We start from the raw sequence: 12424 nt of genomic DNA on the forward strand, positions 1-12424 counted from the left end.
CCGATTCCACCACTCGGGCAAAAGTGTCATTTAATTGTTAATTTAACAACTAAACAAAATTGTGGAGGCGCGACCCGGAGTCGAACCGAGGTCGACGGATTTGCAATCCGCAGCATAGCCATTCTGCCATCGCGCCGCAATTCATTTAATGAATTGGAGCGACATATCGGGTTCGAACCGATGACCTATACCTTGGCAAGGTATCGCTCTACCAACTGAGCTAATGTCGCTTTACAGAATCAATAACAAGGTGTTGTCGTTGACTTCGGGATGCATTTTTACTGTTTTAAGCAATTCTGTCAATGAAGTTTTATAGTTTTTTCGTTGTTTTTAGTGCGTTTGTCGCATAAATAAACGCATCGAATAAATATTAACTGAACTTGGTTAAAAGCTATTCAGTATGAAAAATCTTAATTTGAAAAGACTGGGCTATTTCAGCTGAGAATATTCAAAAACTGCAATGTGATAATGGTTTGCTAATAAAAAAGCACTTCAAAGAAGTGCTTTTAATAGGTGAATTGCGCTTAGGCATTAATTAGGTTCTGTTTATGCGCTCGGTAAAGACAAAGTCGTAATACCCAGCATTTTTTGCATAACGCCCACTACCTGACAGCTATAACCAAATTCATTGTCATACCAAACATACAAAATTGCACGTTTACCTTCTGCAATTGTTGCTTGAGAGTCAACAACGCCTGCATAACGCGAGCCCACTAAATCACTAGAAACAATCTCAGTAGATTCAGTAAAATCAATTTGATTACGCAGCTCTGAAGTTAATGCCACATCTTTGAGGTATTCATTTAATTCGTCACGGTTTGTTTCACCGTTTAAATTAACACTAATGATAGCCATTGACACATTAGGTGTAGGTACACGTATCGCATTGCCTGTAAGCTTACCTTCTAGCACAGGTAACGCTTTAGATACGGCTTTAGCAGCACCAGTTTCAGTAATAACCATGTTTAATGGCGCACTACGGCCACGGCGATCAGCACTGTGATAGTTATCAATCAAGTTTTGATCGTTCGTATAAGAGTGAATAGTTTCTACATGGCCATTTTCAATACCGTACTTATCATTAACCGCTTTTAGAACCGGTGTAATAGCATTAGTAGTACAACTAGCAGCAGAAACAATGATGTCTTCTGGTAAAATGTCATTTTCATTGACACCATAAACAACATTTTTAATGGCGCCTTTAGCTGGTGCCGTTAACAGAACCTTACTGGCACCTTTACTCTTAAGGTGCAAACCAAGGCCAGCTTCATCTTTCCAAATACCGGTATTATCAACAACCAATGCATCATTTATACCGTATTGGGTATAATCGACTTCATCAGGTGAATTAGCATAGATTATTTGAATGTAAGTACCATTGGCGATTAATGCGTTGTTCTCTTCATCAACTTCAACTGAGCCATTGAAAGAACCATGCACCGAATCACGACGTAATAAGCTGGCGCGTTTTTCCAAATCGCCTTTCTTGCCACCACGAAGTACAATAGCACGAAGACATAATTTGTTGCTTTGACCGGTTTTTTCGATCATCAGGCGTGCTAATAACCGCCCTATTCGACCAAAACCGTATAGCACGACATCTTTAGCGGCAACATCATCTCCAAAATTTATGCCCGCTTCTAAAGCGTGAGTCATATAAGATTGAATTTGTGATGCATCAGAGTGTTCACGCCAGTAATTAATGGCAAGCTTGCCAATATCGACTTTACAATGCTTAACTGACAACTTACTTAACGCTTCTACAAATGGGAAACTTTCGCGTAAACGTAACTTATCGCCAATGTGACGACGAACTAAGCGATGCGCTTTAATAATTTCTATTGTTGATGCGTTTAAAAGTGGTTTACCAAAAATTAAGACTTCAACGCCTTGATTACGGTATAATTTCCCAAGTAAAGGCTGCATAGCCTCAGCCATTTCGAAACGTTCTTGCCAACTTTGTAGGTGTTTATCAGCGCTCATTAAAAAGATCCTTTATCTCATATTTCGGCTTTGTCGCAGAAAGAATTGAGTAACAGAAAGAAAAGACCAATAATCAGATTATTGTAGGGTTATCCCTTATTAGTCGCCGTCATTGTAATGAAATTTGACGCATTTCACCAGTAAGAAATTTTTACTAAACCTGTAATTTTATTAGAAAAAATAACCATGCGGAGCCAGTTTTGAACAAAAGTTTAGTAATAATTACATCATTTTCTTTATTCGCTGCATTATTCGGCCTTTTCGGTTGTGATGTTGGTCTAAATAGTGCCGCCATATGTAAAAAAAATCCTGAACTTTGTGCCGATTTACACCAAGATAGTTGGTGTTTAGTAGAAAAAGGCGACTTAATTCGCAGTCGTTACCAATTAAAGCAGATAGAAACCCCTTCAGGAAAGTTACTCTATGAGCAACTCATCAAGCTTGAGTCTTATAGTAAATGCATCGAACTTGCTGCCGGGGTTAAACATGTTATTAATACTCACCGTACTGAAGATCGAGAACGTGCTTATGCTATTAGTACCCAAAACTTAGCCCAATTAAGAGAATCTACTCAAGATAACCCAGATCTTTATTTGGCTTACTACCGCTGGACCACTTTTAATGATGGTGATTCACGAGATGCTGTCATCGCCGCAGAACAATCTGGTGAAGTTAATGAAGTTTTCATGTTGTCCCACATTGCCAGTTATTATTTAAAAATAAATACCAGCCAATCAAAAGCACTGTATTTATCACTTTTAGCTAACTCAAACGCAGAAACTTTGGATCCAGACTGGCTTTTAGGTTTAGCGAGCATTTATCGACGTGAACAAAATTCACAAAATGAATACTTGTTTACCAAAGTCAATTTGTTGATGAGTGATTATGTGGCTTCTGAGCAGAGGCTTTTAGCCTTAATTGGCAATAATAAAACCTTGGCAGCCCAATTAGACCTCGATGCGCAAATGTTAGTTAATCAACTTTCCTTAGGTCAATTCGATATCAGCCAATTTAAAACGCAAATTGATTAAAAAACTAGCGCGTTATTAACTACAATGAACACATTATATTTTTCACTTATTTGTTGACGACTTACAAAAAAACACAAAAAGTGTGTGATATATTGAATTCTGTAAATAAAATACAGACATTTGACGCTTAAATTGCCATTTTTCGGCTTTTTTACTTGACGAAAATCGTTAATTTGGTAATTTTACTACCACATGATTTACGAAACAGATTTTATAATCACTTGAGGGATATGCAATGACTATCCGTGTAGCAATTAACGGCTATGGCCGTATCGGTAGAAATGTTTTACGTGCGCTTTATGAAAGCGAAAAGGATTACCCAATTGAAATCGTTGCACTCAACGATTTAGGTGATGCTTCAATTAATGCTCACCTTACCAAGTATGATTCAGTTCATGGTCGTTTTAATGCTAAAGTTGATCATGATGATGAAGCCATCTACGTTAATGGCGATAAAATCCTAACTTTCCAAGAACGTGACCCTTCTAAATTGCCTTGGGCAGAGTTGAATGTTGATGTTGTGTATGAATGTACTGGTATTTTCACTTCTAAAGAAGCGGTACAGCCACATTTAACAGCGGGCGCGAAGAAAGTTATTATTTCAGCACCAGGTAAAAATGTTGACGCTACAGTTGTTTATGGCGTAAACAATGACGTACTAACTGCTGACATGACTGTGATTTCAAATGCTTCATGTACAACCAACTGTTTAGCGCCTTTTGCGAAACCGTTGAATGACTCTGTTGGTATTGAATCAGGTTTAATGACTACTATTCATGCTTACACCAATGATCAACGCTTATCAGATGTTTACCACACTGATTTACGTCGTGCTCGTGCAGCAGCAATGTCTATGATCCCAACTCAAACTGGGGCAGCTGCTGCTGTAGGTTTAGTGGTTCCTGAGCTTCAAGGTAAGTTTGACGGTTTAGCTGTACGTGTACCGACAGTCAACGTATCTCTTGTAGATCTCACTTTCCAAGCGTCTCGTGACACCACAGTTGAAGAAATTAACCAGATAGTGGCAGATGCAGCAAAAACTTCACCATTGAATGAAGCGCTTGCTATTAATGTTGAACCTTTAGTCTCTATCGACTTCAACCATAATGCATTTTCTTCTAACTTTGACGCGACTCAAACACGTGTTAATGGTCGACTTGTCAAAGTAATGGCTTGGTATGATAACGAATGGGGTTTCAGTAACCGCATGTTAGATAATACTGTTGCATTAATGACAGCTAAATAATTCATAGCAGTCATTTGACTAATATGAAAAAGCCCTGCAATTGCAGGGCTTTTTATTGTCTGTCATTTAGCTTAGTAATACTAAGCTAAATCTTACAAACTTAATTAGGCGTTGCCTTTTACTTTCATATTAAGGGTTTGAGCAAAATTTAGCATTCTATTAAGTGGCACTAACGCATCATCACGTAAAGCGTCATCAACAAACACTTCATGGGTTGTTTTATCGACACTACTGAGCGATGCTTCAATCGATTGAAGACCATTCATAGCCATCCAAGGACAATGGGCACAGCTTTTACAAGTGGCGCCATTACCGCCTGTTGGCGCTTCAATAAGTGTCTTACCCGGTGCAGCTTGTTGCATTTTATAAAAAATGCCGCGATCGGTTGCTACAATGAATTGCTGATTGTCCATAGTTTGTGCAGCTTTAATTAACTGACTAGTTGAACCTACAGCATCAGCTAACGCTACCACATTTGCTGGTGATTCTGGGTGAACTAGCACAGCAGCATCTGGATATTGTATTTTTAATTCACGTAAGGCTTTTGCTTTAAATTCGTCATGAACAATACAATCACCTTGCCACATCAGCATATCGGCGCCAGTTTCTTTAGCGATATAACTGCCTAAATGTCTATCTGGGCCCCAGATGATTTTCTTGCCTTCACTATCTAAGTGTTCAACGATTTCAAGGGCGATACTTGATGTAACAACCCAATCTGCACGCGCTTTAACAGCGGCAGAGGTGTTAGCGTAGACCACAACGGTATGATCTGGATGAGCATCGCAAAATGCCGAAAACTGCTCAATAGGACAACCAATATCAAGTGAACAGGTGGCATCTAAAGTAGGCATTAGAATGGTTTTTTCAGGGCTAAGAATTTTAGCCGTTTCGCCCATAAATTTAACGCCAGCAACAATTAACGTTTTAGCAGGATGATCACGACCAAAGCGTGCCATTTCTAAAGAATCAGATACGCATCCACCTGTCTCTTCTGCTAAGGCTTGAATTTCAGGATCAGTATAGTAATGTGCAACAAGAACCGCATTTTGTTCTTTTAAAAGCTGTTTAATTTTTTGTTTATAATCAGCCTTTTCGGCTTCATTTAATACAGCGGGTTTTGCGGGAAAAGGATATTCGATTGAAGCGATATTCGGTGCCGAAGTGATCATTTTGATTCCGAGAAGTTACAACGTTTGAGTATTATACAAAATCGGCCCATAAAATTAAAGGACGCTTTCGCGTCCTTTCGTGTAACTGGGTAACCTATTTTGAAGGTGAAGGAATTAGCGCATGGCTAATAACATCTCTTGAGGTTGTTCCAGATAGAGCTTCCATAAATTACAAAAACGGGCAATGGTGCCACCATCAATTATGCGATGATCGCCAGACCAACTAACTTGCATTATTTTACGCGCTTCAACTTCACCGTTTTCATTAAAGCGCGGTAGAGTTTGCAGTTTACCTAACGCTACAATGGCTACTTCAGGTTTATTGATGATTGGCGTTGCCACTGTGCCACCGAGTGCACCAATATTAGAAATAGAAATCGTGCCACCTTTAAGATCTGCAGGTGAAACGCGGCCACTACGAGCAGCAGTGGTTAAACGAGTAATTTCAGCAGCAACTTCTAGAATAGATTTGTTTTGCACGTCTTTTACATTAGGTACTAACAAACCAACTTTTGAATCAACAGCCATACCTATGTTATGAGAAGCTTTATACGTCAGCTCAGTACACTCGGAATTGACCTGGCTATTCAGCACAGGGAATTCATTGATGGCTAACGACATTGCTTTCATGAAAAATGGCATCATTGTTAGCTTAACTTCATCAGTAGAGTAGCGTTGCTTCATTTCGGCGCGCAAGGCAACTAGATCTGTTAAGTCAAACTCTTCACAATAGGTAAAATGCGGAATGGTCGAAACAGACTCCACCATCATTTTCGCCATAACCGCTTTAACACCTTTGATAGGTTCGACTTTATCAGTAGCGCTTGACACGGTCGTCGCTGGCGTAACTGCTGGGGCTTGGTTATTGACCACAGGAGTAGAAACTGTCGTAGATTTAGGCGTCGCTGCAGTTAAGTGGCTTTCAATATCTTCTTTATAGACACGGCCACTTTTGCCTGTTCCTTTCACATCAGCAATATTGATATCTAAGCTGCGGGCTAAACGTCGCACTGCAGGACTGGCTAATGCTTTGCCTTGTATAACAGGCTCAGGTGAAACATCTAAAGCCACTTGGGTTGCTGGAGCATCATCTACAAGGGTATTTGCTACTGAGGTAGATTCAACTTCGATGGCAAATAAAGGTTCATGTACTTTTGCAAGCTGGCCTTTTCGATAATGAAGTTTAACAATAGTGCCATTTTTTATTGCTGGAATTTGAACCAAAGCTTTGTCTGTCATCACATCAGCAATAGGTTGATCTTCAACCACGCTATCGCCTTCTTCGACTAACCACTCAACCAGTTCACACTCTACAATACCTTCACCAATATCTGGCAATAAAAACTCTTCAATCGCTTTACCTGTAACAGGGGCTTGTGGCGTATTTTGAATCGAGGCATTGCTAGGTGTATGGCTTGAATCATTTTTTACTTCCGCCGCTGTCGAAATGACAAAAGGTTCGGCAGCAGTTACATCCATATCTACGGCATAAAGTGGTGCATGTACTTTAGCAATATCGCCTTTGGCATAATACAGCTTAGTAATTACGCCACCATGTGGTGCAGGAATTTGCACTAAAGCTTTATCGGTCATGACATCAGCGATGGGTTGATCTTCAACGACTAAGTCGCCTTCTTTAACCATCCAATCGACAAGCTCACATTCAACAACACCTTCACCAATATCCGGCAAAATAAAATCTTTAATCATATCTTGCTCCTAGAAATTAACTGATGCTTTAATGGCTTCGAATGTTTTAAGCTCATCTGGCATGTATTCTTTTTCAAGAATAAGCGGGTATGGTGTATCTAAACCACATACTCGACTAATGGGTGATTCAAGACTTAAGAAACATTCCTGCTGAATTGTTGCTGCAATTTCACCAGCAAAGCCACCTGTTAACGGCGCTTCATGGTTTATTAATAACCGACCCGTTTTCTTAACTGAAGCAGCAACGGTTTCTATGTCCCATGGTGCCAGAGTGCGCAAATCGATAATTTCAGATGAAATACCCTCTTTTTCAGCCATAAGCGCTGCTTTTTCAAGGATCTCCATTTGCGCGCCCCAACCTAGTAATGTGATATCAGTTCCTGATTTAACCACTTCTGCTTTACCTAGCTCGATTTCATAATCGCCAGCGGGCACTTCGCCAACTGAAGCACGATAAAGACGCTTAGGCTCAAAGAAAATAATTGGATTAGGGTCACGTATAGAAGCAAGTAACAGCCCTTTTGCTTGCTCTGGGTTACGTGGAATGACAACTTTTAAACCAGGCGTTTGGGTAAAGTACGCTTCTGGAGATTGCGAGTGATAATGGCCGCCTGCAATACCGCCACCATAAGGGGTTCTAAAAGTCAGTCCGCCAACATCAAATTGATTACCACTGCGATATCTGAATTTTGCTGATTCATTAACGATTTGGTCAAATGCAGGGAAGATATAATCAGCGAATTGGATCTCTGCCACAGCAGTCATGCCATTTGAGGCTAAGCCATTAGCAAAGCCAGCAATACCCTGCTCGGTTAACGGTGTATTGAAACAACGATCACGGCCGAATTTTTCTTGTAGTCCAGATGTCGCTCGAAAAACACCACCAAAGTGTCCAACATCTTCACCAAATACCACCATTCTTTCATCCGCGGTCATCGCAATTGATAACGCATCATTAATGGCGTGTAACATGTTCATTTCAGCCACGATTAAATTCTCCCTGCACTTTTAGGATACGACTTAGGATATTTTTTAATATGTTGTTTTAAATCAGCTAATTGTTTCTCTAAAGCAGGTGTTGGTTTATCTAATACATCTGTGATTAACAAGTCGATATGCGGTAAAGCCACTTTTTCTGCCACTTTAACGGCATTAAGTACTTCTTCTCGGTATTGTTCATAAGCTGCAGCATCATCTTTTTCGTTTAACCAATCTTTATTGATCATCCAAAGTTTAAAGCGCTTAACAGGATCATGTTGCTCCCACTTAGCTTCTTCTTCTTTTGAACGATAACCCGATGGGTCATCTGAAGATGAATGTGCACCTAAACGGTACGTCATCGCTTCGATGAGTACTGGCGCATTATGTTCTAACGCATGAGCTCGAGCTTGTTGAGTTGCTGCGAGTACCGCAAGCATATCGTTACCATCAACACGAATAGTGTGCATACCATAACCAACACCACGACTGGCAATGCCATTACCTGCAAATTGCTCTTCAGTTGGCGTTGAAATCGCGTAACCATTGTTACGACAGAAAAAGATCGTTGGTGACTTTAAAACTGCAGCCATATTTAGGCCTGCGTGAAAGTCACCTTCTGATGCTGCACCTTCGCCAAAATAACAAATAGCAACGTTACGTTTGCCTTGTAATTTAAAAGCATGTGCAACACCGGTAGCTTGTGGTATTTGAGTCGCTAGTGGTGATGAAATTGTCTGGTAATTTAATTCTTTACTACCGTAATGAATTGGCATCTGTCTGCCTTTACCTAAATCTTTTTCATTACTGAACATTTGATTCATAAATTGTTCAGTGGTAAAACCACGATATCTAAGTGATGCATGCTCTCGGTATTGCGCCAATATGACATCACCGTCATCAAGTGCAGCAGTACTGCCAATGATAGAGGCTTCTTCGCCAGTACAAGTCATATAAAAACTAATACGACCTTGCCTTTGAGCACTTAACATACGTTCATCTAATACTCGGGTAAAAACACAAGTATCATGTATACGTTCAGCCAAGGCTTTATCAATAACGGGCATGACGGCATTTTCGTAAGTTGTGCCATCAGCTTGCAGAATTTTTAAAATAGGAATGTGCAATGAAGCTTTGTCTAAGAAGCTGACACGATGCACTGTTTCATTAGTCAGTGTTGCGTTGCTCATATTGTGCTCTTGTTATTTGTAGCCTTAAAAATAAAGCGTAATTTATTATATGCGAACGAACATTACGTTAACGTAAACTTACTATCAACTAATGTTCATTCCACTTAGTGAATATCCTGTCATATATAATGTATATTTAGCTTTACAACTTATTGAATGTCTTCATTAGGTGCTGGCACTAAACATAATACTGTACGTTGGCCCACAGGTACATTTTCATTAGGAAAAACGATAGCTTCGTATGGATAAATGACCTTAATCTCAGTGTCACCTTCCGTTGCTAATACATGATTTTGCTTGAACCCAGAAAAATTTACCGTTGTCTTATCAAAGGTGAATTTGAAATCATCAAACTGCTTGTTAATGGAACGAGACACTTTATATAAGTGAAGTTTGTCTTTATCAAAAGGAGCTAGTTCAACTTGTTGTTGAGTTATCAACTGCAAAAGCATCTTTTTAGTATTGGCAAATTTTAACATATCATTCTCGCCAAAAGGCATCACTTTACCCAGTTCGACTGTAAATGCATCGGCTTTGAATTGTTCTGATGAATAATAGCTAAAAGTAGTGGTAGGTTCATGATGGAATAAAATGGTGTCAACATCACAACCCGCTAAAAACATAATTTGATCAGCACTAAAGCTACGTCCAGGCCTGTAAGGATAAATCGCAAATTTCTCATGTTTAGACGGCTTTATCGCGGTGTGTAAGTCGTAATGTATTCGTTGTGAGCTATTATTTTGAAGATAAAAATTAGCTACATATTCCTCTAATTTTTTTGCTCTAACTCTTTCTTTATTTGATAAACCTAAACCGGAAGAATGTGCCCCACTGAACAAACGATTCATATTCTCTTCTACAAAGCGTGTTTGGCTGAGTATGGAATCTGGATTGCCAATTATAAACAGGACTCTTTGTTTTGTAACGATTGTTTCTTTTAATAAATTATTTATGAGTTCGTTACAGATTTCAATAGGTGCTGTTTCGTTACCATGTATGGCACAAGATAAAACAATGTCTTTAGTCGACCCTTGAGCTGGATTAAAACAAATAATCCCGTTATCTAAAATCGTAACTGTTGTTTTATTTGACAATTCAAAGCGCTGTTCTGGCACCTTGTTATTAATGTTAGTTAACGTAAATGCTAAAAAATCTTTGTCATCCATTAATTGTTGAAACACGCTGACTCCTTGATGCGGCTTTAAATATTGAATGGTTTCAAACGGTAGTCGGATTCTATCACATTTAGGGGAAGCTAACGTTAAGTAACATTTAACAGAGTGTAAATCTTTGCTTGCATTATTTATTAGAATAAATATACTTTTAGCCATCTAGACTTCTTTACGGGTATCGTATGACTATAGCAACTTTTGGTGCAGGCTGTTTTTGGGGCGTTGAATATTTTTTTAAACAAATAAATGGTGTAGTTGCAGCACAATGCGGTTATATGGGGGGAAATGACAAATTTCAGACCTACGAGCAAGTGAAAGCGGGCGTAACGGGCCATGCAGAAGTGGTACAGGTTGAGTTTGACGAACATATCGTTAGCTATGAAGAGTTGTTGACCGTTTTTTGGCAAAACCACAATCCAACCACTCTAAATATGCAAGGTGGTGATATTGGCAGCCAATATCGAAGCACTATTTTTTTCCACAGCCAAGAACAAAAATTATTAGCAGAGCAATCTAAATTGTTGCTAATTCAAAGTGGTAAATGGGGATTACGACAAATTGTAACTGAAATTGTACCGGTTCAAACCTTTCATCCGGCGGAAGAATACCACCAAAACTATCTAGAAAAGAATGGCTTACCAAGTTGTCATATTAGTTATTAGCATGTAAAAGTCTAATGCGATAAGTCCTTGGTGTCTTTTGTGTACGGTATCGATTGCCTCAATCTATATCTTGGAGCAATCGCTACTTTACCCCACCCTGTAAATTCCCTACAATCCATGCAAATTGCTTAAAGCATGTAATGGAGAAATAAAAAAATGAGTCAAGCTCGTCATATCAACCTACTAATTTTAGGTTCTGGCCCTGCTGGTTATACTGCTGCAGTTTACGCAGCACGCGCAAATTTGAAGCCTGTAATGATCACTGGGATGCAACAAGGTGGTCAACTGACTACGACTACTGAAGTTGAAAACTGGCCTGGCGATGCGAATGATTTAACTGGCCCAGCATTAATGGCAAGAATGCAAGAGCATGCTGAAAAATTTGATACAGAAATTATTTTTGACCATATCAATGAAGTTGATTTTAGCCAGCGCCCTTACCGATTAAAAGGAGACAATGGTGAGTTTACTTGTGACGCATTAATCATTGCAACTGGTGCATCTGCCAAATATTTAGGCCTTCCATCTGAAGAAGCATTTATGGGCCGTGGTGTATCAGCCTGTGCTACCTGTGATGGTTTCTTTTATCGTAACCAAAAAGTGGCTGTAGTTGGTGGTGGTAACACTGCTGTTGAAGAAGCGCTTTATTTAAGTAATATTGCTTCTGAGGTGCATTTAATCCACCGTCGTGATTCTTTCCGATCAGAAAAGATCCTGATCAACCGTCTGATGGATAAAGTTGCTAATGGCAATATCATCCTACACTTAGATCAAACTCTTGATGAAGTCGTCGGTGACAACATGGGTGTTACCGGTCTTAAAATGAAAAGCACTAAAGATGAGTCAATTTCAGATTTAGAGGTTGCTGGCGTTTTCATTGCGATTGGTCATAGCCCAAACACCGGTATTTTTGACGGTCAACTTGATATGAACTACGGTTACATTACCGTCAACAGTGGCCTTCAAGGTAACGCAACTCAGACAAGTGTTGAAGGCATTTATGCTTGTGGTGACGTAATGGATCAACATTATCGTCAAGCTATTACTTCAGCAGGATCAGGTTGTATGGCTGCGTTAGATGCCGAGCGTTACTTAGACGCACAAAAGTAGAATCGTCACTTTGTAATCTACTAGTTTACACATAGTGAGCTAGTAGCGACAAGCCATCCATTATTGTGATGGCTTTTTTATTGTTTGTATTTTATCGATGTGAATAACACAGGTGAAGGCTGTTGTTTATACAGTTGACCAGTTTTTGTTTAACACTATTACTGCACATT

10 protein-coding genes and 2 tRNA genes are annotated in these 12424 nt (G+C 39.4%); 4 read left to right on the forward strand and 8 right to left on the reverse strand.

Annotation, left to right across the window (positions count from 1 at the left end):
- Positions 1 to 62: 62 nt before the first annotated feature.
- The 3 genes from AB4160_RS17960 to AB4160_RS17970 all read right to left on the reverse strand — a co-directional run bounded on the left by AB4160_RS17960 (position 63) and on the right by AB4160_RS17970 (position 1983).
- Positions 63 to 136, reverse strand: a tRNA-Cys gene (locus AB4160_RS17960).
- An 18-nt stretch (positions 137 to 154) separates the two neighbouring features.
- Positions 155 to 230: transfer RNA gene (locus AB4160_RS17965), tRNA-Gly, on the reverse strand.
- Between the two features lie 316 nt (positions 231 to 546).
- Positions 547 to 1983, reverse strand: a complete 1437-nt coding sequence (locus AB4160_RS17970; protein WP_076540871.1) for a glyceraldehyde-3-phosphate dehydrogenase — start codon at positions 1981 to 1983, stop codon at positions 547 to 549.
- Between the two features lie 200 nt (positions 1984 to 2183).
- Here AB4160_RS17970 and AB4160_RS17975 point away from each other — a divergent pair, with 200 nt between their 5' ends.
- Positions 2184 to 3014: a DUF2989 domain-containing protein gene (locus AB4160_RS17975; protein ID WP_372005798.1), complete on the forward strand. Its 831-nt coding sequence runs from the start codon at positions 2184 to 2186 to the stop codon at positions 3012 to 3014.
- 235 nt (positions 3015 to 3249) lie between these two features.
- Entirely contained in the window at positions 3250 to 4260 is a 1011-nt protein-coding gene (gene gap / locus AB4160_RS17980; RefSeq protein ID WP_102435407.1) for a type I glyceraldehyde-3-phosphate dehydrogenase, read from the forward strand.
- Between the two features lie 104 nt (positions 4261 to 4364).
- On the opposite strand, the gene nadA is transcribed toward gap, so the two are convergent.
- The 5 genes from nadA to astE all read right to left on the reverse strand — a co-directional run bounded on the left by nadA (position 4365) and on the right by astE (position 10491).
- A complete protein-coding gene (gene nadA / locus AB4160_RS17985; RefSeq protein ID WP_372002269.1) occupies positions 4365 to 5432 on the reverse strand; it encodes a quinolinate synthase NadA in 1068 nt (355 codons plus the stop codon).
- A gap of 114 nt (positions 5433 to 5546) precedes the next feature.
- Positions 5547 to 7142, reverse strand: coding sequence for a dihydrolipoyllysine-residue acetyltransferase (locus AB4160_RS17990; RefSeq protein ID WP_372005801.1), 1596 nt, complete (start codon positions 7140 to 7142; stop codon positions 5547 to 5549).
- 9 nt (positions 7143 to 7151) lie between these two features.
- Complete coding sequence (locus AB4160_RS17995) at positions 7152 to 8129, reverse strand: alpha-ketoacid dehydrogenase subunit beta (protein ID WP_102435413.1); 978 nt, start codon at positions 8127 to 8129, stop codon at positions 7152 to 7154.
- 2 nt (positions 8130 to 8131) lie between these two features.
- Complete coding sequence (locus AB4160_RS18000; RefSeq protein ID WP_102435415.1) at positions 8132 to 9310, reverse strand: thiamine pyrophosphate-dependent dehydrogenase E1 component subunit alpha; 1179 nt, start codon at positions 9308 to 9310, stop codon at positions 8132 to 8134.
- A 149-nt stretch (positions 9311 to 9459) separates the two neighbouring features.
- Positions 9460 to 10491, reverse strand: coding sequence for a succinylglutamate desuccinylase (gene astE, locus AB4160_RS18005; protein WP_102476866.1), 1032 nt, complete (start codon positions 10489 to 10491; stop codon positions 9460 to 9462).
- 173 nt (positions 10492 to 10664) lie between these two features.
- On the opposite strand from astE, the gene msrA reads away from it, so the two are divergent.
- Positions 10665 to 11144 (forward strand): peptide-methionine (S)-S-oxide reductase MsrA, encoded by a 480-nt coding sequence (gene msrA, locus AB4160_RS18010; protein ID WP_102435417.1) that lies wholly within the window; start codon positions 10665 to 10667, stop codon positions 11142 to 11144.
- A gap of 156 nt (positions 11145 to 11300) precedes the next feature.
- Positions 11301 to 12254 carry a thioredoxin-disulfide reductase gene (gene trxB, locus AB4160_RS18015; RefSeq protein ID WP_102519545.1) on the forward strand — a complete coding sequence of 318 codons (954 nt, stop codon included), beginning with the start codon at positions 11301 to 11303 and terminating at the stop codon, positions 12252 to 12254.
- The last annotated feature ends 170 nt before the right edge of the window (positions 12255 to 12424 follow it).

Source organism: Shewanella sp. 10N.286.51.B8, assembly GCF_041469325.1.
GTDB lineage: Bacteria > Pseudomonadota > Gammaproteobacteria > Enterobacterales > Shewanellaceae > Shewanella.